This window comes from Variovorax sp. GW821-FHT06D12, from assembly GCF_059419205.1.
The window spans coordinates 1,221,872-1,242,870 of sequence record NZ_JBWKRI010000001.1; the positions used below are offsets into that span (position 1 = coordinate 1,221,872).

The following is a 20,999-nucleotide window of genomic DNA, read 5'->3' on the forward strand; positions in this document are numbered from 1 at the left end:
CGGGAAACCTCATAGATTACTCTACGCGGCCGCACAGCACCAAGCACTATTCCGCGCCCAGGCTCCACTCGACTTCGGAAGTGCCGCCCTGCGGCTCGACGCTGCCCTGGATCTGCTCCTTGAGCTTGGCGCTCGCATGGAAGGTGGCCACGCGGCGCTCGCCGATCGGAATGGCTTCGCCGGTGCGCGGGTTGCGTCCGGGACGCGGCGCCTTCACGCGGATCTGGAAGTTGCCGAAGCCCGAGATCTTCACGTCCGTGCCTTCGATCAGGCTGCTGGCCACGAGCTCGAAGAACGCCTCCACCATGTCCTTCGACTCACGCTTGTTCAGGCCGATCTGCTCGAACAGCAGGTCGGCCAGGTGCGCCTTGGTGAGCGCCGGCGTTTCGAGGGCTTCGAGCGTGAATTCGGCGGCGTTCATCTTCATCCTCTCAAGCGGCCGCCCAGGGTGGCGCCCAGTTGTTCGACGATTGCACGGACAGCGGGTTCGACCTGCTCGTCCGTCAGCGTGGCGGCATCGCTCTGGAAGGTCAGGCGCACGGCCATGCTCTTCTCGCCCGGTGCCAGCGCACCCGGCGCTGCCACGGCGCCTTCGCGCAACGGCTGCGGACGGTAGATGTCGAACAGCGTCGCATCGCGCAGCAGGCCCGAGGCGGACGCGCCCGCGCGGATGGCCTGCATCAGCGCGTCGTGCGACACCGCTTCGGCCACGACCACCGCGATGTCGCGCTCGACGGCCTGGAGCTTGGGCACCGGCTGCGCCACGGGCACGGGCCGCGCCGTGACGGCGTCGAGGTCGAGTTCGAACAGCACGGGCGCCTGGGTGAAGTCCCACTTCTGGCGCCAGCGCGGATGCAGTTCGCCGATGAAGCCGATGGCCTGGCCGTCGAGCAGCACGCGGGCCGAACGGCCGGGGTGCAGCGCGGGGTGCTCGGCCGCTTCGAAGGTCGGCACGCGCGGTGCGAGCAGCGCTTCGACGTCACCCTTGACGTCGTAGAAGTCGACACGCTGCGGCTTGCCGTCCCAGCGCGACGCCTCGGCATCGCCCCAGGCCAGGCCGGCCACGCGCATGGGCTGGTTCACGCCGCGCACGGTGCTGTCGGTGGTGACGACGCTGTCGTCGCGCAGGAACACGCGGCCCAGCTCGAACACGCGCACGCGCGGTGCCTTGCGGTCGAGGTTGAACTTGAGCACCTGCAGCAGCGAGCCAAGCAGCGACGAGCGCATCACGCTCATCTGGCTGGCGATGGGGTTCAGCAGCTTGACCGGGTTGGCGTTGCCCGCCAGGTCCTGCTCCCAGTGCGCTTCGACAAAGCTGAAGTTGATGGTTTCCTGGTAACCCAGCGCTGCAACGCTGCGACGCACCGCGAAGCGGCTGCGCTGCGCCTCGGGCCGCACGCGGGCGGTGATGGGCGCGAGTGGCGCGGTGGTCGGCAGGTTGTTGAAGCCGATCAGGCGCGCCACTTCTTCGATGAGATCTTCCTCGATCAGCAAGTCGAAGCGGTGCGGCGGCGGCGTGACGGTCAGCGTGCCTTCGCCTTCGGTGATTTCGAAACCGAGGCGGTGGAGCGCGTCGGCACATTGCGCCTGCGTCAGCGGCATGCCGATGACGCGCGCGGCACGGGCCACGCGCAGCGTGACGGGCGCGGCCTCGGGCAGGCGCAAAGTCTGGTCGTCCATCTTGCCGGCTTCGCCGCCGCAGATCTCGACGACCAGTTGCGTGATGCGCTCGATGATCTGCACGGTGCGGCTCGGGTCGACGCCGCGCTCGTAGCGGTGGCCGGCGTCGGTCGAGAAGTTGAAGCGACGCGAACGGCCCTGCACGGCCTCGGGCCACCAGAACGCGGCCTCGACGTAGATGTTGCGCGTGTCGTCGGTCACCGAGGTGGCGTCGCCGCCCATGATGCCGGCGAGCGATTCGACCTCGCGGTCGTCGGCGATGACGCCGACCTTTTCGTCGACGGTGATCGTCGTGCCGTTGAGCAGCTTGAGCTGTTCGCCCGCCTTGCCCCAGCGCACTGTGAGGCCGCCGTGGATCTTGTCGAGGTCGAAAATGTGGCTGGGCTGGCCATACTCGAACATCACGTAGTTCGAGATGTCGACCAGCGGCGTCACGCTGCGCTGGCCGCAACGCGCGAGGCGCTCGACCATCCACGCGGGCGTGGTGACCTTGGTGTTCACGCCGCGCACGATGCGGCCCGAGAAGCGGCCGCACAGGTCGGGCGCCTCGACCTTGACGGGCAGCACATCGGAGAACGACGTGGCCACGGCCGCGATGGCCGGCGTCTTCAGCGGTGCGCCGGTGAGTGCGGCAAGTTCGCGCGCCACGCCGTACACGCTGAGGCCGTGCGCCAGGTTCGGCGTGAGCTTGAGCGTGAGCAGCGCGTCGTCGAGCTTGAGCACGTCGCGCACGTCGGCGCCGATGGGGGCGTCGGCGTCGAGTTCGAGCAGGCCGCCGTGGTCTTCGCTCAGCTTCAGTTCGCGCGCCGAGCACAGCATGCCCTGGCTCTCGACGCCGCGCAGCTTGCCGAGCTTGATGAGGAAAGGCTTGCCGTCTTCACCCGGCGGCAGCTCGGCGCCGACGAGGGCACACGGCACCTTGATGCCGACGCGCGCATTGGGCGCGCCGCACACGATGTTGAGCAAGGCGCCCTGCCCCGCATCGACCTGGCACACACGCAGGCGATCGGCATTCGGGTGCTGCACGGCTTCCTTGATTTCGCCGACCACGATGCGCGTGAAAGGCGGCGCCACCGGACGGCGCTCTTCGACCTCGAAGCCGCCCATGGTGAGCGTTTCGGCCAGTGCGGCGCTGTCGAGGGGCGGGTTGCAGAACTCGCGCAGCCAGGATTCCGGGAATTGCATCTCTTCGATCTCGATCTGGTTTTTCTATCTGTGGAAAGGACGTGCTTACTGGAACTGCGAGAGAAAACGCAGGTCGCCGTCGAAGAACAGGCGCAGGTCGTTCACGCCGTAGCGCAGCATGGTGAGCCGATCGGGGCCCATGCCGAAGGCAAAGCCGATGTAGCGCTCGGGGTCCAGGCCCATGTTGCGCACCACGTTCGGGTGCACCTGGCCGGAGCCGGCGACTTCGAGCCAGCGGCCGGCCAGCGGGCCGCTCGCGAACTGGATGTCGATCTCGGCGCTCGGCTCGGTGAACGGGAAGAAGCTCGGGCGGAAGCGCAGCACGAGGTCGTCGCGCTCGAAGAAGGTGCGGCAGAAGTCGGTGAAGACGACCTTCAGGTCCTTGAAGCTGACGTTCTCGCCGAGCCACAGGCCTTCGCACTGGTGGAACATGGGCGAGTGGGTGGCGTCGCTGTCGACACGGTAGGTACGGCCGGGCGCGATCACGCGGATCTCGGGCGCCTTCACGGTGCCGGTGGTGTCGGCGGCAGCAGCAGCGAACTCGGCCGCGTACTTCTTGGTGTGCTGGTGGGCGTAGCGCACCTGCATCGGGCTGGTGTGCGGACGCAGGTTGTAGGGAATGCCGTCGTCGCCCTTGAGGTCGACGTAGAAGGTGTCCTGCATCGAACGCGCCGGGTGGTTCGGCGGGTTGTTGAGCGAGGTGAAGCTGTGCCAGTCGCTCTCGATCTCGGGGCCGTCGGCCACGTCGAAGCCCATGCTCGAGAAGATCTCCTCGATGCGCTCCAGGGTGCGGCTCACGGGGTGCAGTCCGCCGCCGGCGCGGTGGCGGCCGGGCAGGCTCACGTCGAGCGCTTCGGCGCGCAGCTGCAGCGAGAGTTCTTCGTCGGCGAGTTGCTGGCGGCGGTCGGTCAGTGCGGCCTCGATGGCCTGCTTGCCGACGTTGATCGCGGCGCCGCGGGACTTCTTCTCTTCGACACTCAGCGCGGCCATGCCCTTCATCAGCTCGGTGATGCGGCCCGACTTGCCAAGGAACTGGGCCTTGGCGTTTTCGAGCTCTGCGGGCGTTTTCGCTTCGGCGAAAGCGGCGCGTGCGGTGTCGACCAGGGAGTCCAACTCGTTCATAGCAACAAAAATCTTCGAGGGGAAATAAAAAAGAGCTGGAGCCTTTTCAAGCGCCAGCCCTTGAGCCGTGGGCGCAAGAAGCCGTCCGGAGACGGCAACCTGCTGTGCAAAATCAAGCAGCCAGCTTGGCCTTGACCTGCTCCACGATGCCGGCAAAAGCGGCCTTGTCGTGCACGGCGATGTCCGCAAGCATCTTGCGGTCGATCTCGATACCGGCCTTGCGGATGCCGTTGGCGAACTGGCTGTAGGTCAGGCCCAGTTCACGCGAGGCGGCGTTGATACGCGCGATCCACAGCTGACGGAACACGCGCTTCTTGGTACGGCGGTCACGGTAGGCATATTGCCCAGCCTTCATCACCGCCTGTTTGGCGACGCGGAAGACATTACCGCGGCGACCGCGGAAACCCTTGGCGAGTGCGAGAACTTTCTTGTGGCGGGCGCGAGCCGTTACACCACGTTTGACGCGAGGCATGTGTGTACTCCTTGTTCGTCTGAGTTAAATGCCACGACCGGGCAGCATGGCGGCGACAGAAACCATGTTGGTCTCATGCACTGCGACTGCACCACGCAGGTGACGCTTGTTCTTGGTGGTCTTCTTCGTCAAGATGTGACGCTTGAAGGCTTGACCGCGCTTGACGGTGCCACCGGGACGAACGCGGAAACGTTTTTTCGCGCTGCTCTTGGTCTTCATTTTGGGCATGTGAATGCTCCTTTAGTTTGTGCTCGTGAGGCGCCGCGGATACTCCACGGACTTGTTGGCCCCGAGACACTTCTTTATCTCGCCCCCGCCTGCACTTCTTGCGAAATGCGGGCCAGGGCGAAATCCCTTCAAAACCCGTCTACTGCAAATGCCTCAGGCGGTTGCCGTGGGCGCTGCTGCCGGCGCAGCATCTGCTGCCGGCTTCGGCGCCGCGCCGCCAACCTTCTTGCGGCCCGGAGCGATCATCATGATCATCTGACGGCCTTCCAGCTTCGGGAACTGCTCGACCATGATCGTGTCGCCCAGCTCGTCGCGAATGCGCTGCAAGAGTGCCAGACCGAGCTCCTGGTGCGTGATCTCGCGGCCGCGGAAGCGCAGCGTGATCTTGCATTTGTCGCCCTCTTCAAGAAAGCGCCTGATGTTGCGCATCTTGATGTTGTAGTCGCCATCGTCGGTACCGGGCCGGAACTTGATTTCCTTGACCTCGATGACCTTCTGCTTCGACTTCGCCTCGGCTGCCTTCTTCTGCTCGTGGTACTTGAACTTCCCGTACTCGATCAGGCGGCACACGGGCGGATTGGCCGCAGCAACGACCTCCACCAGATCCACGTCAGCCTCGCCCGCAAGGCGCAAGGCTTCGGAAAGGCTCATGACACCCAATGGCTCGTTTTCCGGGCCGACCAGGCGGACTTCCGGGGCCATGATTTCCCGGTTCAGGCGGTGTTGGCGTTCCTCGCGGTGGCGGCGGTCGCGAAATGCAGTAGCGATGGTCAGAATCCTTCAAAGTTTGCTACAAAATCTGTAGCGATCGCCGCTCAGTCTTCGCGGACAGGCGGCACGAGATGGCAGAGAAACATATGGGGTGTTTCAGAGACAAATCAACGCTTGTCAGCAACGTCCTGAACGAGCCGTTGCGTGAACGATTCGAGGGACATTGCACCGAGGTCTTGATTGCCCCGGGCGCGCACTGCGACGGCACCTGCTTCCTTTTCCTTGTCACCCACGACGAGGATGTAAGGGAGCTTTTGCAACGAATGCTTCCGTATTTTATACGTAATCTTTTCGTTGTGCAGATCCAGCTGAACTCTAAGCCCTTGATTTTGCAGCGTTTTCGCAACTTGCGCCGCGTAGTCGGCCTGTCCTTCGCTGATATTGAGCACCGCCACCTGCACCGGAGCGAGCCATGCGGGCATGGCGCCGGAGTGGTGTTCGATCAGCATGCCGATGAAACGCTCGAGGCTGCCGACGATGGCGCGATGCAGCATCACCGGGTGGGCGCGACCGCTCGATTCCGTGACGTACTCCCCGCCCAGGCGCTCGGCCGTGTTGAAGTCGACCTGCATCGTGCCGCACTGCCAGTGACGGCCGATGGCGTCGCGCAGCGTGTACTCGATCTTCGGGCCGTAGAAGGCACCGTCGCCGGGCGAAATGACGAAGTCCACACCCGAACGGCGCAGCGATTCCATCACCGCGTGCTCGGCCTTGTCCCACAGCTCGTCGGAGCCGACGCGGTTCTCGGGCCGCGTCGCGACCTTGTAGAGGATGTCCGTGAAGCCGAAGTCGGCATAGACCTTCTGCAGCTGCGCCGTGTAGGCGATGCACTCGTCGAGGATCTGGTCTTCCGTGCAGAAGATGTGGCCGTCGTCCTGCGTGAAGCCGCGCACGCGCATGATGCCGTGCAGCGCGCCGCTGGGTTCGTTGCGGTGGCACTGGCCGAACTCGCCGTAGCGCAGTGGCAGGTCGCGGTAGCTGCGCAGGTCGCTCTTGAAGATCAGCACGTGGCCCGGGCAGTTCATCGGTTTGAGCGCGTATTCGCGCTTCTCCGACTCCGTCGTGAACATGTTGTCGCGGTAGTTCTGCCAGTGGCCCGTCTTCTCCCACAGGCTCTTGTCCAGGATCTGCGGGCCCTTCACTTCCCAATAGCCCGTGTCGCGGTAGATGCCGCGCATGTACTGCTCGACCTGCTGCCAGACCGCCCAGCCCTTGGGGTGCCAGAACACCACGCCCGGCGCCACTTCGTCGATGTGAAACAGGTCGAGTTCCTTGCCCAGCTTGCGGTGGTCGCGCTTCTCGGCTTCCTCGATGCGCTGGATGTACTGGTCCAGCTGCTTCTTGTCGGCCCAGGCCGTGCCGTAAATGCGCTGCAGTTGCTCGTTCTTGGCGTCGCCGCGCCAGTAGGCGCCGGCCAGCTTCGTGAGCTTGAACACCTTCAGGAAGCGCGTGTTCGGCACGTGCGGGCCGCGGCACATGTCGACGTATTCCTGGTGGTAGTACAGGCCCATGGCCTGCTCGTCGGGCATGTCTTCGACGAGGCGCAGCTTGTAGTCCTCGCCACGCGACTTGAAGACCTCGATGACTTCCGCACGCGGCGTCATCTTCTTGATCACGTCGTAGTCCTGCGCGATCAGCTCGCGCATGCGCGCCTCGATGGCGGCCATGTCCTCGGGCGTGAACGGGCGCTCGAACGAGATGTCGTAGTAGAAGCCTTCGTCGATCACCGGCCCGATCACCATCTTGGCCGTCGGGTACAGCTGTTTCACCGCATGGCCGACCAGGTGGGCCGTCGAGTGGCGGATGATCTCCAGGCCCTCGTCGTCCTTGGGCGTGATGATCTGCAGCCTGGCGTCACGGTCGATGACGTCGCTGGCATCGACGAGCTTGCCGTCGATCTTGCCGGCCACCGTCATCTTGGCGAGGCCGGGGCCGATGGACTGGGCCACTTCGGCCACCGAAACCGGGCCGGGGAACTCGCGGCGCGAGTTGTCGGGGAGCGTGATCTGGATCATGTGAAAACCTCGGGGAGAAAAACAAAAAAGCGCGGTGGATGCCGCGCTTTGCTTGGTTGGTGCGCTGGAAAAACCAGCGAGCGCGGGGCTACCGGCCCTTTCCTTCGAAGAAGAAAAAGCCGCTGAATCCTTGCGGGGTAGTTCGCGGTGTCATAACCAAGGTGCCTTTCTCGCTCTTGTTGAGTGCAGAGTGGGCGATTCTAGCCGCTGCCCGCTTCAGCCGCGCGCCTCGAACAGGAGGCTGGAAACGCACTGCCCGACCGGCCCGTCTCGGTCGTGCAGCTGCCCGACGGCATAGCCCGTGCCCATCGGGCCCGCAAGCGTGAGGGCGTCGACCAGCACCCAGTCGCCGCGCGGCGCCCGCCGCAGGTTGATCGTCAGGTCGGCATTGACGAAACCCAGCCGCGCCGGATGCGCCCACTGCGAGATGCCCGCCACGAGATCGGCCGCCGAGGCCACCTGGGCCAGCGGCGACGCGGCCTCGTCGTCGACCAGCGGCCGGCCCAGGCGCAACCACGCGGCCGCCGGGCCGGGCTCGAGGATCTGCCCGCGTGCCATGCGCACGTCCACGCCGGCAAAGAACGGGCTCATGCGGGACGCCACCGCGGGAATGGGCGCGCCCTCTTCCGGCGGCGCGAATGTCACAGCGGCGAAGGCGTCGGCGGCCGGCAGCGCGGGCGTCTGCCCGCTGCGCAGCAGCAAGGCGGTGCAACGCAGCACGGACTTGCCGTCCTGGACCATGTCGAACGCCACCGTGCGCGCCTTGGCGCCGTCTCGCAGCAGGGTGAATTCGAGCGTGATCGGCGCCCGGCTCGCCGAGCGCCAGAAATCGAAGCTCAATCGCGCCGCCTCGCGCCCTTGGTTCGCCTCGTGCGCCTGGAGCGCCCGCACGAGCAAGGCGGCGGTCGCGCTGCCCTGCAGCGCATCAGCGGACCACGGACCGATGGCCGCCTCGGTGGGCACGAAGCGTTCACCGTCGCTGACGAACACCGGGTCGCCGACGAGTGTCGTCATGGGCTGCGCCAGCACGCTCACGACGCCGCGGCCGCCACGTTCTTGAGGCCCAGCACTTCGATCGGCTCGATCGAGGGCGGTCCGGCGAACAGCTCGGGCGCCTGCGCCATCAGAGCCTGGGCAATCGGGCCGGTCAGGTGCGCTTGGCGGCCGGCTTCGTCCTCGAACGCATCGAACACGCCGAAGGTGCTGGGCGACAGCCGCAGCGCAAACCAGATCGGCGTGGTCTTTTCCTCGCGCGCCATGGCCAGGCCGGCCTCGAGGAATTGCTGGACGGCGGCTTCCTTGCCGGGCTTGGCTTCAAGGCGGGCAAACAGTGCGAACTTGATCATGGAACATCTCCTGGGGTGGACAACAACAGCGCACGGGATTGCGCGGCGCTGGCATGGACTCTAGGCAAGCCCCTCCCTCTGGACCATTGGCTTTTTTGACATCTTTGGTATCGTTATTGCCATGAAACTCGATGTCCTCGCCCTCGACGGCGTGTTCGACTCCGGCCTGGCCACGGTGCTCGACGTCTTCACCACCGCGAACGAACTCACCGCCATGCTGCAGCTCGACGTGGCGCCTTTCGACGTCACCATCGTGGGCACCCGCAAGCGCGTGCGCACCGCCCAGGGTTTCACCGTGCCGGTGACGCACACGCTGGCCGACACCGGCGCCGCCACCGACTGGCTGGTCGTCCCGGCGCTCGGCTGCAAGATGCCCGAGACGTTGGAGCCCGCCCTGCAACGCGCCGACGTCCGCGATGCCTGCGCGGCACTGCGCGCGCGTGCCGAAGACGGCGGCTGCATCGCCGCCGCGTGCATCGGCACCTTCGTGCTGGCGGAAGCCGGCGTGCTCGCGGGCCACAAGGCGACCACCACCTGGTGGCTGGCCACGCTCTTCCGGCAGCGCTACCCGGCGGTGCTGCTCGACGATTCGCGCATGCTGGTCAGCTCGGGGCCGCTCGTCACGGCGGGCGCGGCGCTGAGCCACGTCGACATGGCACTGTGGCTGGTGCGCCAGGCCAGCCCCGAGCTCGCCGCACTGGTCGCGCGCTACCTCATCGTGGACTCGCGCCCCTCGCAATCGGCCTACGTGATCTCCGACCACCTCTCGCACGCCGACCCGCTGGTGGAGCGCTTCGAGCGCTGGGCGCGCGGCCGGCTGGCCGAGGGCTTCTCGCTCGACGAGGCGGCGCAGGCCGCGGGCACCAGCAAGCGCACGCTGGCCCGGCGCATGCAGCAGGTGCTCGGCAAGAGCCCGCTGTCGTACGTGCAGGACCTGCGCGTCGAACGCGCCGTGCACCTGCTGAAGACCAGCAACAAGAGCCTCGAGCAGATCGCGGGCATGGTCGGCTACGCGGACGGCGTCACCTTGCGCACGCTGCTGCGCCAGCGGCTGGGGCGCGGCGTGCGCGAAGTGCGGCTCGAAGCCTGAGCCCCCGCTCGTCGAGCGCCCACGAAAAAGCCCGGCACGAGGCCGGGCTTGGAGGCGACAGCGCAACGCGCCGTCACTCAGCGATCAACGAAGGCAGCTCAGTGGAACTGTTCTTCTTCGGTCGAACCGGTCAGCGCCTTCACGCTGGACGAGCCGCCCTGGATCACGGTGGTCACGTCGTCGAAGTAGCCGGCGCCGACTTCCTGCTGGTGCGACACGAAGGTGTAGCCCTTGTCGCGTGCGGCGAACTCAGGTTCCTGCACCATGTTCACGTAGTGCTTCATGCCTTCGCCGCGGGCGTAGGCGTGGGCGAACTGGAAGGTGTTGAACCAGTTGATGTGGATGCCGGCCAGCGTGATGAACTGGTACTTGTAGCCCAGCGCCGACAGGTCTTCCTGGAACGAAGCGATCTGCTTGTCGTCCAGGTTCTTCTTCCAGTTGAACGACGGCGAGCAGTTGTACGACAGGAGCTTGCCAGGGCAGGCGGCGTGCACGGCTTGCGCGAATTCACGGGCGAAGCCGATGTCAGGCACGCCGGTTTCGCACCACACCAGGTCGGCATACGGTGCGTAGGCGACGCCGCGGCTGATGGCTTGTTCCAGGCCGTTCTTGACGCGGTAGAAGCCTTCTTGCGTGCGCTCGCCGGTCAGGAAAGGCTTGTCGTTGGCGTCGTGGTCGGACGTGATCAGGTTCGCGGCTTCCGCGTCGGTGCGGGCCAGAACGATGGTCGACACGCCCATGACGTCGGCGGCGAAGCGCGCCGAGATCAGCTTCTCGCAGGCTTCCTGCGTCGGCACGAGCACCTTGCCGCCCATGTGACCGCACTTCTTGACGGCCGCCAGCTGGTCTTCGAAGTGCACGCCGGCGGCGCCCGACGCGATCATGTTCTTCATCAGTTCGAAGGCGTTCAGCACGCCGCCGAAGCCGGCTTCAGCGTCCGCGACGATCGGCAGGAAGTAGTCGATGAACTCCTTGTCGCCCGGGTTGATGCCACGGCCCCACTGGATTTCGTCAGCGCGCTTGAAGGTGTTGTTGATGCGACGGACCATCGTCGGCACCGAGTCGTAGGCGTACAGCGACTGGTCGGGGTACATCGTTTCCGAGGTGTTGCCGTCGGCGGCGACTTGCCAGCCCGACAGGTACACGGCTTCCAGGCCGGCCTTGGCTTGCTGCATCGCCTGGCCAGCGGAGATCGCGCCGAAGGCGTTCACGTAGCCCTTCTTGGCGCCGCCGTTGATCTTGTCCCAGAGCTTTTCAGCGCCGCGCTTGGCCAGCGTGTGCTCGATGGGGAGCGAACCGCGCAGGCGAACCACGTCGGCTGCGCTGTAGCCGCGCTTCACGCCCTTCCAGCGAGGGTTGGTGGCCCAGTCCTTTTCGAGGGCGGCAATTTGCTGTTCGCGGCTCAGTTGTTCGTTCAGGGTCTGGGGCATGGTCACTCCGTGAGGTTGATTGAAGGTTGGCGTTGCGGCCGTGGGGTTACTGTAATCCGATTGCAGACTCTTATGTCTTATAGAAGACATATTTTTGAACCAACAAAATCAACAACTTACGGAGATATTTCTCAATGAGAAATTATTTTTCTCATATCGAGAAAAAATATTGCGGCGCAGCAGTTTGAATTTTCGCGATACGGAATCGCTCTTTCGGTTGTGAAAACGGCGCCTATCCCGCGGCGCCCGCCGCATGCGCGATCCAGTCGCCGCTGTCGATCACATGGCGGCCCGCGATGCGCGTCGGATGGATCTCGTAGACCAGGCAGTCGATCGATTGCGCGCCCACCGCCACGCGCACGCGGCGCCGGATGTACTCGCCCGAATCGTCGTCGGCCACTTCCTCGAGCCGGTCGAGTTCGCGCTCGACCTTCGGTGCGACGCGATAGACCTCGCCCTTCACGCGCCCTTCTCCGCCGAGCACCACACCCGGGTACGCGCCCAGGTCGTACAGCGTGCCCGCGATGACGGCCTCGCCGACGAACACCGGCGCCGGCCGGTAGCGCGCGATGTCGTTGCGCCCGCCGCGCCGCAGCGTGCCGTAGACAAGAACGTGGGGCATCATCGAATCCATCCGATCAACAACCAGCGCCCAGTCTATTGAACCCCGCCGCTTCCACCTCCGGCCGCCTCGTGGCCTACGGCTGCCTGGCCTTGAGCATGTCGCTCGTCGGCATCTACGTCGCCCTCTCCAAGCCGCTGGTGGCAGCCTTCCCGGTGCTGCTTCTGGCCTGGTTGCGCTTCGGCATCGCGGCACTCGCCATGCCGCATTGGCTCCAACCCACGCCCGACGAGCCGCCCATGAGCGCACGCACGCGCGGGCTCGTGTTCCTCGAATCCTTCCTCGGCAACTTCCTGTTCTCGATCTGCATGCTGTTCGGCGTGAGCCTCACCAGCGCGGTGTCGGCGGGCGTGATCATGGCGTCGATCCCCGCGGTGGTCGCGGTCGCCAGCTGGCTCTTCCTGCGCGAGCGCATCACGGTGCGCACCGGCCTGGCCATTGCCTGCGCGGCACTGGGCATCGGCCTGCTCGCGTTCACGCCGACGCATGCACCGCCCGCCACCGGCAGCGCGGCCGGTGCGCCGTCGATGCCCTGGCTGGGCAACCTGCTCGTGTTCTGCGCGGTGCTCTGCGAAGCCGCCTATGCGGTGATCGGCAAGTCGCTCACCGGCAAGCTGGGGCCCAAGCGCATCGCGTCGCTCATCAACCTGTGGGGCTTCGTGCTGTCGATGCCCTTCGGCATCTGGTTCGCGCTGCAGTTCGACTTCACCGCCGTGCGCTTCGGCACCTGGGCGCTGCTGGTCGCCTACGCACTGGCCGCCAGCATCTGGACCGTGTGGCTGTGGATGACCGGACTTCGCCACGTACCAGCGGCACAAGCGGGTGTCTTCACTGTGCTGCTGCCCGTCAGCGCGGCGCTCGTGGGCGTGCTCGTGCTCGGGGAAAACCTCACTTCGCCGCAACTGCTTGCGTTCGCGATCGCCCTCGTGGGCGTGGTGCTGGCGACGTGGCCGGGGCGACGAACGTGAACAACGTCCCTTCTCCCCTCTGAAAAAACAACAGCTCCCAATGAAAAAAGCGCTTTTTCCCTTGGAAACGCGTTTTTTCTCATTTAGCATCCGCATTGCCACTGGAGACGCAAGTTTTTCATTGGTGAACGTTCAACCAAAAAAGGAAATCAACCATGGCAACTGCAAAGAAGGCTCCGGCCAAGAAAGCTCCGGCAAAGAAGGCCGCTCCCGCAAAGAAGGCTGCGGCTCCTGCAAAGAAGGCCGCACCGGCCAAGAAGGCAGCGGCGCCCGCCAAGAAGGCTGCTCCTGCAAAGAAGGCTGCACCGGCGAAGAAGGCTCCTGCAAAGAAGGCCGCTCCCGCCAAGAAGCGCACCCCCAACGCTGCGTTCATGAAGGCCCTGACCCCCAGCCCGGCACTGGCCGCTGTGGTCGGTTCGACGCCTCTGCCGCGCACCGCTGTGGTGAGCAAGCTGTGGGACTACATCAAGAAGAACAACCTGCAAGACAAGACCAACAAGCGCAACATCAACGCCGACGCCAAGCTGAAGGAAATCTTCGGCAAGGCTCAGGTTTCGATGTTCGAACTGGCTGCGCTGATTGGCAAGCACGTCAAGTAAGCGTTCGGGGGCCTCGTGCTCCTGAGTCAAAAAGCCCGCGTCATGCGGGCTTTTTTTTCGCTTGCAGAAAGCCCTCGCCAGCCTGGAAGAAGCGCGCGGGCGTGCAGCCGAAGTGCTTGCGGAAGGCCTCGATGAAGGCACTCACCGAGCTGTAGCCCACCGTCAGCGCCACCGCCGTCACCGGCTCATGCAGGCTCAGCAGCTCGACGCCCTTGAGCAGGCGCGCCTGCTGGCGCCATTGCGTGAAGCTCAGTCCGGTCTCGGCGGCGAAGCGGCGCGTGAGCGTGCGCCGGGCCATGCCGATGCGATCGGCCCAGTCGTCGATGCCGTCGGCCAGTGACGGATCGTCTGCCAGCGCACGCGCCATCGCCACCAGCCGCCGGTCCTGCGGCATGGGCAGGTGCAGCGACTCGCGCCCGCCGGCCGCCAGCTCGTCGATCAGCACGCCCACCAGTCGCGTGCGACGGGGCTCCAACAGTGCGTCGGATGGCTCCATCGACATCAGCCGCGCCACCAGCTCCCGCACCAGCGGCGTGGCGGCAAAGACATGCGGCCCCTCCGGCAAGGCCTGCGCCACCGACGCATCGATGTGCAGATGCCATCCCGCCGTGGCCCCGAAGCTCTGCGCGGCATGGGCGCAGCGCGGCGCGATCCAGCCGATCCATCCCGGCGGCTGCACCCAGCGCCCCGCGGGCGTCTCGATGACCTGCAGGCCTTCGCGCAGTGCGAACAGCTGGCCGGTCGCGTGCGCGTGGTAGCCCGTGACGCGCGGCGCCTCGTGCGCGTAGCGCCAGAGCGTGGCAGGCGATTCAGCCGCCATGGCTGGCCCGCACGCGGTATCGATTGGCCCCGCGCCGCAAGCCGGGCACGGCCCCGCTGCCTAGCATCGAAGGCATCTCCACCAAGGAATCCCCATGAAAGCGCAAGACATCATTCCCGACGGACAGGACTTCACCGTCATCGACGGCCACACCGTGCGCAAGGGCTCGGTCGGCGCCTTCCTCGCCAATGCGCGCGTGCTCGAAGACCCGAACGCCACGGCCGACGAACGCCGCGTCGCCCGCGACGACCTCGCATCGCTGATTCCCACGCTCGACGCGCTCGGCCTGTTCGACGTCTTCGAACTGCGCTCGCCCGCGCTGCGCGACGAGGTGGCCCGCCATCGCGTGACGCTCAGCCCTGCGCCTGCTGCTTCGCCGCGCGCGTGATCGACGCCAGCGTGCCGCGCGTGGTGATCACTTCGGGGTCGAGCGGGATCTCGATCAGCGTGCCCGTGTCGGCCGCCAGCGCACGCAGCAGCGCGGCCTCGAACTGCGCCGTCTCGGTGACGCGCTCGGCCGCGTAGCCGTAGGCGCGCGCCAGGGCGCAGAAGTCGGGGTTGCGCAGCGCGGTGCCGCTGGTGCGCTCGGGGTATTCGCGCTCCTGGTGCATGCGGATCGTGCCGAACATGCCGTTGTTGAGCAGCACGACGATGCTCTTGCCGCCGTGCTGCGAGGCCGTGGCCAGCTCCTGCCCGTTCATCAGGAAGTCGCCGTCGCCCGCGATGGTGAAGGCCACGCGCCCGGTGGCGATGCTCGCGGCAATGCCCGCCGGCACGCCGTAGCCCATCGCGCCGCTGGTGGGCGCCAGCTGCGTCTTGGCGCCCTTGGCGAGCCCGTGGTAGCGGAAGTAGTGGTGCACCCAGCTCGCGAAGTTGCCGGCGCCGTTGGTGATGGCCGCATCCGCTGGCAGGTGCTTCTGCAGCAGCGCCACCACGGCGGCCATGTCGACCGCCCCGCGCGGCGTCTCGGCCGGCATGCCGGCAAGCGCCTGCGGCTGCAGCCAGGCTTCGTAGTCCGCGTGCAGCTGCTGCGTCCAGGCTTCCCACGGCAGCGAAGGTGGCGCGCTCAACACCTCGAGGCTGCGCGCCGCGGCGCTCATGCCGGCGTTGATCGCCAGGTCGGCCTGGTAGACGCGGTTCAGCTCCTCGGCGCTCGCATGGATGTGCACCAGCGTCTGCTTGGCCTTCGGCGCTTCGAGCAGCGTGTAGCCGCCCGTCGTCATCTCGCCCAGGCGCGGGCCGATGGCCAGCACCAGGTCGGCATCCTTCACGTGCTGCGCGAGCTTCGGGTTGATCGCGATGCCCACGTCGCCCGCGTACTGCGGGTGGTGGTTGTCGAAGGTGTCCTGGAAGCGGAAGGCGTTCGCGACCGGCAGGCGCCAGTTCTCGGCGAAGCGCTGCAGCGCCTGCGCAGCCTGCGGCGTCCAGCCGCCACCGCCGGCGATCAGCAGCGGGCGCTGCGACTTCAGCAGCAGCTCGCGCAGCGTGCGCAGCGCGCCCGGGTCGCTCCACGGCTGGACCGCCTCCACGCGCGCCAGCGGCCGTGCCGCCGTCTCGGTGCGCAGCATGTCCTCGGGCAGCACCAGCACCACCGGGCCCGGCCGGCCGTTCATCGCGGTGGCGAAGGCGCGCGCGATGTACTCGGGAATGCGGTCGGCGTCGTCGATGCGCTCCACGCGCTTGGCGAAACCCTTGGTGCTCGGCCCGAAGAAGCTGGCGTAGTCCACTTCCTGGAAGGCCTCGCGGTCGCGGAAGTCGCTGCCGACGTCGCCCACGAACAGCACCATCGGCGTCGAGTCCTGGAACGCGTTGTGCACGCCGATCGAGGCGTTGGTCGCGCCCGGCCCGCGCGTCACGAAGCACACGCCCGGGCGCCCGGTGAGCTTGCCGTGCGCCTCGGCCATGAAGGCTGCGCCGCCCTCCTGCCGGTTCACCACGAAGCGTGCGCGGTCGCGGTAGGCATGGAAGCCATCGAGCACCGCCAGGAAGCTCTCGCCCGGCACGCCGAAGGCGAGTTGCATGCCCTGTTCGACCAGGCACTCGACGATCAGGTGGCCCGCGGGTTGTGATGTACTCATGGAAAGTTCGAACCTCAGTTGCAAATGTCTCCGGCGATTATGTGTGCCTGCCTTCCACGCCTTGTCTTAATTCCCCAATTGGTTAAATTCGCGTCATGAAGGCCCCCAAGGACTCTTTGCCCGAAACGCTCGAGCCGCGCTCGCGCGACGCCGACCGCTCGCAACTGGCCATCCTCGCCTCGGCGCGCGACGAGTTCGCCGCACGCGGGCTGGCCGGTGCGCGCATGGACAGCATCGCCGAGCGCGCGGGCCTGAACAAGCGCCTCATCTACTACTACTTCGGCAGCAAGGACGACCTGTTCCTGGCCGTGCTGGAGCGCGTGTACGCCGACATCCGCGCCGCCGAGCAGCGCCTGCACCTGGACGAGATCGAGCCCGTCGAGGCGATCCGCCAACTGGTGTCGTTCACCTGGCACTACTACCTGGAGCATCCCGAGTTCATCACGCTGCTCAACAGCGAGAACCTGCACGGCGCGGCGCACCTGAAGCGCTCCGACCGCATCCAGGAAATGAACTCGCCGCTGGTGCAGCTGCTCGACACCGTGCTGGAGCGCGGCAAGAAGGACAACCTCTTTCGCGCCGGCGTCGACCCCGTGCAGCTGTACATCTCGATCGCCTCGCTGTGCTACTTCTACCTCTCGAACAACCACACGCTGTCGGCCATCTTCGGGCGTGACCTGCGTGCCCCCAAGGCGATGGCGCAACGCCTCTCGCACATGACCGATCTCGTGCTGGGCTACGTCCTGCACTGAGCCTTCGGGCGCTGCAGACGCCCTTTTCCACGCCCCCGGGTTTTCACCAAGCAGCGTCGGTTGACGCTGCGGCGCAGCCGTTCCTACAATTCACTAATTCACTCAATGGTGAATTGATGACTCAAGAACTGCGGCCCGACCGCGCGGAGACACCCTTGAAGCAACTTGCACGCACCACCCTCCTGGCCTCGCTGACCTGCCTGGCCGCCCTGCTGCCGGGTCTGGCGGCCGCGCAGAACGGCTACCCCACCAAGCCGATCCGCGTGATCGTTCCGTTCGCCGCCGGCAGCACGACGGACATCATTGCCCGCGCCATCGCCGACAAGATGGGTACCAGCATGGGCCAGGCGCTGATCATCGAGAACCGCGGCGGCGCCAGCGGCACCATCGGCCAGCAGGCGGTGGCCACGGCCGCGCCCGACGGGTACACGGTGATGATCCATTCGTCGTCGCACACGGTCAGCCCGTCGACTTTCGCCAAGCTGCCCTTCGACACGGTGCACGACTTCGCGGGCGTCACGCCGATCTCGTCGCTGCCCAACGCGCTGGTCATCTCGCCCAGCAAGAACATCAAGACCCTGCCGCAGCTGCTGGCCGCCGCGCGCGCCAAGCCCGGCAGCATGAACTTCGCCTCGGCCGGCCAGGGCAGCGCCACGCACCTGAACGCCGAGAAGTTCAAGATGGCAGCGAAGATCGACGCCACCAACATCCCGTTCAAGGGATCGGGCGAAGCCGTCACCGAGGTGCTCTCGGGCCGCGTGGACTACTACTTCTCGCCCATCGCGCCCGTCATCGGCCAGATCAAGGACGGCCAGCTGCTCGCACTGGCCGTGGGCTCGCCCAAGCGCGCCGCCGCCCTGCCCGACGTGCCCACCACCACCGAGGCCGGCGTGCCCGGCTCCGAGTTCAACTTCTGGATCGGCATGATGGCGCCCGCCAAGACGCCGCGCGACGTCGTCAACCGCCTGCACGACGAAGTGGTCAAGGCGCTGGCCACGCCCGAGGTGAAGGAGCGCTTCCTCAAGCTGGGCGCCGACGCCTGGACGCTCAAGCCCGAGCAGTTCGACGCCTACATCAAGGACGAGATCGCGAGCAACGCGCAGCTCGTGAAGGCCGCGGGACTGTCGGTCCAGCCGTAGTCCGAACCCAGAGGCTCCCCGTCGTCGCCACCATGTTCCGCAAGCTCCTGCTCTCTCCGGCCCTGCGCCCGTTCTTCCTGATCCTGTTGCTGCTGGTGCTGTGGGACCTGGTGATCCGCCTCTTCAAGATTCCGGCCTACCTCATTCCTCCGCCGTGGGAGGTGGTGAAGCAGCTCGTGGCCGAATGGCCGCGCCTGCTGGCCGAAAGCTGGAAGACCACGCTCGCCACGCTGGGCGGCTTCGGCCTCACGATCGTCATCGGCATTCCGATCGCGATGGTCATCGCCTACTCGCGGCTGGTCGAGTCGTACGTGTACCCGCTGCTGGTGTTCTCGCAGAGCATTCCCAAGGTGGCGATCGCGCCGCTGTTCGTGGTGTGGTTCGGCTTCGGCATCTTTCCGAAGGTGATCAGCGCCTTCCTGCTGGGCTTCTTCCCGGTGGTGGTGTCCACGGTGATGGGCTTCAAGTCGGTCGAGCCCGACATGCTCGACCTGGCCCGCTCGATGGGTGCGAGCCGCCTGCAGACCTTCTTCAAGATCAGCCTGCCGCAGGCCCTGCCCGCGATCTTCAGCGGCCTGAAGGTGTCGGTCACGCTGGCGGTGGTGGGCGCGGTGGTCGGCGAGTTCGTCGGATCGAACTCGGGCATCGGCTACGTGCTGCAGGTGGCCAACGGCAACTTCGACCTGCCCTTGATGTTCGCTGCGCTGGTGGTGCTGTCGAGCATCGGCGTGATCCTTTTCGTCGCCGTCGACCTCGTCGAGCGCGTGATGATTCCGTGGCATGCCTCCCAGCGCCACGCGCACTGAGTTCCTTCGCCATACCCAGAAAACTCCCGGAGACAACGCCATGAAGAAACTGCTTCCTTCGCTGCTTGCCGCAGCCGCACTCGCCACCTTCGCCATCGCCCCCGCCCACGCGCAGGGCGACAAGCCGAAGGACAAGGTCACGCTGATGCTCAACTGGTACCTGTACAGCGAGCACGCGACCTTCTTCCTCGGCAAGGACAAGGGCTTCTACGCCGAAGAGGGCATCGACCTCGACATCCAGGAAGGCCGGGGCTCCGCCGTCACTGCGCAGGCAGTGGCCGCCAAGTCGGCGACCTTCGGTTACATCGACGTCACCACGATGATCAAGGCGGCTGCCAAGGGCGCGCCGCTCAAGTCGACCGGCGTGCTGTTCCAGGTGAGCCCGATGTCGGTCATGGGCTTCACCGAGAAGAACATCAAGACGCCCAAGGACATCGTCGGCAAGACCGTGGCCGTGACCCCGGGCGATTCGATGTCACAGATGTGGCCGCTGTTCCTCAAGGTCAACAACATCAAGCCCGAACAGGTGAAGATCGTCTCGGGCGACGCGCAGACCAAGCTCAATGCCGTGACCAACGGCCAGGCCGACCTGCTGCTGGGCTACGTGATGGACCAGGCCATCAAGCTGCAGGACGCCACCGGCAAGCCCGTGACGCCGATCCGCTTTGCCGACTCGGGCGTGAACCAGATCAGCTCCGGGATCATCACCAACAAGAACCTTCTGACCGAGAACCCCGACCTGGTGAAGCGCTTCATGCGCGCCTCCACCAAGGCCGCCGAAGCCGCCGAGAAGAGCCCCGAGGCGGCCGTGGACGCGATGCTCAAGGCCAACCCGAAGGCCGGCGTGCGCGACACGCTCATCGTCGGCATGAAGCAGAGCGTGGCGCTGTACCACACGAAGGACACGGCCAACCAGCGGCCGTTCCGCGTGGCGATGAAGAACGTCAACGACTCGCTGGACCTGCTGGTGCAGTACGGCGGCATGGATGCGTCCACGCGCGGCAAGCCCGAGGACTACGTCACGCTCGACTTCCTGCCGAACTGATTCCCTGCCCCGCGCGCTCGCTGTTGCCCTCTCTCACGCATTCCATGTCCCAAGTCAAACTGATCGAAGCGCGCGGCGTCTCGAAGACCTACCAGAGCAAGGACGGCCCGGTCGAATCGCTCAAGCCCCTGGACTTCGCCATCCGGGAAGGCGAGTTCGTCTCCGTCGTCGGCCCCTCGGGCTGCGGCAAGAGCACGCTGCTCAAGATGGTCGCGGGCCTGCTGCCGATCAGCGGCGGCGAGCTCACGCTGGCCGGCAAGCCGATCAAGGGCCCGCAGAAGGACGTGGGCATCGTGTTCCAGAGCGCCGTGCTGCTGCCCTGGCGCAGCGTGGAAGACAACATCCTGCTGCAGGCCGAGATGCGCCACCTGCCCAAGGCCGCTTCGCAGGCCCGGGCGCGCGAGCTCATGGACATGGCGGGTCTCAAGGGCTTCGAGGGCAAGTACCCCTGGCAGCTCTCGGGCGGCATGCAGCAACGCGCGTCGATCTGCCGCGCGCTGCTGCACGACCCGTCGGTGCTTCTGATGGACGAGCCCTTCGGCGCGCTCGACGCAATGACGCGCGAGAAGATGAACCTGGAGCTGCAGCGCATCTGGATGGCCTCGAAAAAGACCGTGATGCTGATCACCCACAGCATTCCCGAAGCCATCTTTTTGTCAGACCGCGTGATCGTGATGAGCGAGCGCCCCGGCTCGATCGCCGCCGTGTACGACATCGAACTGCCGCGCCCGCGCACGCTGGACCTGATGGCCTCGGCCGAGTTCGGCGCCTACACGAAGCAGGTGCGCGCGCATTTCTTCTCGCAGGGCATCCTGGACCACTGAAGCGGCC

General features: G+C 66.1%; 22 protein-coding genes. 9 read left to right on the plus strand and 13 right to left on the minus strand.

Going from position 1 to position 20,999, the window contains the following annotated elements; translation table 11 throughout:
* Nucleotides 1-46: 46 nt before the first annotated feature.
* The 9 genes from AC07SQ_RS05540 to AC07SQ_RS05580 all read right to left on the minus strand — a co-directional run bounded on the left by AC07SQ_RS05540 (nt 47) and on the right by AC07SQ_RS05580 (nt 8,819).
* Nucleotides 47-421 carry an integration host factor subunit alpha gene (locus AC07SQ_RS05540; RefSeq protein WP_095747662.1) on the minus strand — a complete coding sequence of 125 codons (375 nt, stop codon included), beginning with the start codon at nt 419-421 and terminating at the stop codon, nt 47-49.
* A 2-nt stretch (nt 422-423) separates the two neighbouring features.
* Complete coding sequence (gene pheT / locus AC07SQ_RS05545) at nt 424-2,865, minus strand: phenylalanine--tRNA ligase subunit beta (RefSeq protein WP_495270482.1); 2,442 nt, start codon at nt 2,863-2,865, stop codon at nt 424-426.
* 45 nt (nt 2,866-2,910) lie between these two features.
* Nucleotides 2,911-3,987: a phenylalanine--tRNA ligase subunit alpha gene (gene pheS / locus AC07SQ_RS05550; protein ID WP_056579739.1), complete on the minus strand. Its 1,077-nt coding sequence runs from the start codon at nt 3,985-3,987 to the stop codon at nt 2,911-2,913.
* 112 nt (nt 3,988-4,099) lie between these two features.
* Nucleotides 4,100-4,459 carry a 50S ribosomal protein L20 gene (rplT, locus tag AC07SQ_RS05555; RefSeq protein ID WP_007832499.1) on the minus strand — a complete coding sequence of 120 codons (360 nt, stop codon included), beginning with the start codon at nt 4,457-4,459 and terminating at the stop codon, nt 4,100-4,102.
* A gap of 24 nt (nt 4,460-4,483) precedes the next feature.
* On the minus strand, nt 4,484-4,687 hold the full coding sequence (gene rpmI, locus AC07SQ_RS05560; protein ID WP_007832497.1) for a 50S ribosomal protein L35: 204 nt from the start codon (nt 4,685-4,687) through the stop codon (nt 4,484-4,486).
* Between the two features lie 153 nt (nt 4,688-4,840).
* The gene (infC, locus tag AC07SQ_RS05565; RefSeq protein ID WP_082818065.1) at nt 4,841-5,464 is read right to left on the minus strand and encodes a translation initiation factor IF-3; all 624 of its coding nucleotides are present in this window, start codon (nt 5,462-5,464) and stop codon (nt 4,841-4,843) included.
* Nucleotides 5,465-5,565: 101 nt separating this feature from the next.
* On the minus strand, nt 5,566-7,473 hold the full coding sequence (thrS, locus tag AC07SQ_RS05570; RefSeq protein ID WP_062473452.1) for a threonine--tRNA ligase: 1,908 nt from the start codon (nt 7,471-7,473) through the stop codon (nt 5,566-5,568).
* 216 nt (nt 7,474-7,689) lie between these two features.
* The gene (locus AC07SQ_RS05575) at nt 7,690-8,487 is read right to left on the minus strand and encodes a thioesterase family protein (protein WP_495270481.1); all 798 of its coding nucleotides are present in this window, start codon (nt 8,485-8,487) and stop codon (nt 7,690-7,692) included.
* A gap of 17 nt (nt 8,488-8,504) precedes the next feature.
* Nucleotides 8,505-8,819, minus strand: a complete 315-nt coding sequence (locus AC07SQ_RS05580; RefSeq protein WP_070061263.1) for a putative quinol monooxygenase — start codon at nt 8,817-8,819, stop codon at nt 8,505-8,507.
* A 121-nt stretch (nt 8,820-8,940) separates the two neighbouring features.
* Here AC07SQ_RS05580 and AC07SQ_RS05585 point away from each other — a divergent pair, with 121 nt between their 5' ends.
* The gene (locus AC07SQ_RS05585) at nt 8,941-9,909 is read left to right on the plus strand and encodes a GlxA family transcriptional regulator (protein WP_495270480.1); all 969 of its coding nucleotides are present in this window, start codon (nt 8,941-8,943) and stop codon (nt 9,907-9,909) included.
* A 98-nt stretch (nt 9,910-10,007) separates the two neighbouring features.
* Here AC07SQ_RS05585 and aceA read toward each other — a convergent pair whose 3' ends face one another.
* Nucleotides 10,008-11,339, minus strand: coding sequence for an isocitrate lyase (gene aceA, locus AC07SQ_RS05590; RefSeq protein WP_159271177.1), 1,332 nt, complete (start codon nt 11,337-11,339; stop codon nt 10,008-10,010).
* A 232-nt stretch (nt 11,340-11,571) separates the two neighbouring features.
* The gene (locus AC07SQ_RS05595) at nt 11,572-11,964 is read right to left on the minus strand and encodes a gamma-glutamylcyclotransferase family protein (RefSeq protein ID WP_495270479.1); all 393 of its coding nucleotides are present in this window, start codon (nt 11,962-11,964) and stop codon (nt 11,572-11,574) included.
* Between the two features lie 95 nt (nt 11,965-12,059).
* Between AC07SQ_RS05595 and AC07SQ_RS05600 the strand changes: the two genes are divergently transcribed.
* Entirely contained in the window at nt 12,060-12,929 is an 870-nt protein-coding gene (locus AC07SQ_RS05600) for a DMT family transporter (RefSeq protein ID WP_495313002.1), read from the plus strand.
* 155 nt (nt 12,930-13,084) lie between these two features.
* Nucleotides 13,085-13,528 (plus strand): SWIB/MDM2 domain-containing protein, encoded by a 444-nt coding sequence (locus AC07SQ_RS05605; RefSeq protein ID WP_495270477.1) that lies wholly within the window; start codon nt 13,085-13,087, stop codon nt 13,526-13,528.
* 40 nt (nt 13,529-13,568) lie between these two features.
* Here the strand turns inward: AC07SQ_RS05605 and AC07SQ_RS05610 are convergent, their stop codons facing one another.
* Nucleotides 13,569-14,348 (minus strand): helix-turn-helix domain-containing protein, encoded by a 780-nt coding sequence (locus AC07SQ_RS05610; RefSeq protein WP_495270476.1) that lies wholly within the window; start codon nt 14,346-14,348, stop codon nt 13,569-13,571.
* Between the two features lie 94 nt (nt 14,349-14,442).
* Between AC07SQ_RS05610 and AC07SQ_RS05615 the strand changes: the two genes are divergently transcribed.
* Nucleotides 14,443-14,736, plus strand: a complete 294-nt coding sequence (locus AC07SQ_RS05615) for a hypothetical protein (protein WP_487848437.1) — start codon at nt 14,443-14,445, stop codon at nt 14,734-14,736.
* Here the strand turns inward: AC07SQ_RS05615 and AC07SQ_RS05620 are convergent.
* Nucleotides 14,702-16,426 (minus strand): thiamine pyrophosphate-binding protein, encoded by a 1,725-nt coding sequence (locus tag AC07SQ_RS05620; protein ID WP_495270475.1) that lies wholly within the window; start codon nt 16,424-16,426, stop codon nt 14,702-14,704. The genes AC07SQ_RS05615 and AC07SQ_RS05620 overlap by 35 nt on opposite strands.
* Before the next feature lie 95 nt (nt 16,427-16,521).
* On the opposite strand from AC07SQ_RS05620, the gene AC07SQ_RS05625 reads away from it, so the two are divergent.
* The 5 genes from AC07SQ_RS05625 (at nt 16,522) to AC07SQ_RS05645 (ending at nt 20,992) form a co-directional block, all read left to right on the plus strand.
* Complete coding sequence (locus tag AC07SQ_RS05625) at nt 16,522-17,178, plus strand: TetR/AcrR family transcriptional regulator (RefSeq protein WP_095946946.1); 657 nt, start codon at nt 16,522-16,524, stop codon at nt 17,176-17,178.
* A gap of 155 nt (nt 17,179-17,333) precedes the next feature.
* Nucleotides 17,334-18,317, plus strand: a complete 984-nt coding sequence (locus AC07SQ_RS05630) for a tripartite tricarboxylate transporter substrate binding protein (protein WP_495270474.1) — start codon at nt 17,334-17,336, stop codon at nt 18,315-18,317.
* Nucleotides 18,318-18,349: 32 nt separating this feature from the next.
* A complete protein-coding gene (locus AC07SQ_RS05635) occupies nt 18,350-19,123 on the plus strand; it encodes an ABC transporter permease (protein ID WP_495270473.1) in 774 nt (257 codons plus the stop codon).
* A 40-nt stretch (nt 19,124-19,163) separates the two neighbouring features.
* Nucleotides 19,164-20,168, plus strand: coding sequence for an ABC transporter substrate-binding protein (locus AC07SQ_RS05640; RefSeq protein ID WP_492683738.1), 1,005 nt, complete (start codon nt 19,164-19,166; stop codon nt 20,166-20,168).
* Nucleotides 20,169-20,212: 44 nt separating this feature from the next.
* Nucleotides 20,213-20,992, plus strand: a complete 780-nt coding sequence (locus AC07SQ_RS05645) for an ABC transporter ATP-binding protein (RefSeq protein ID WP_495270472.1) — start codon at nt 20,213-20,215, stop codon at nt 20,990-20,992.
* Nucleotides 20,993-20,999: the final 7 nt, after the last annotated feature.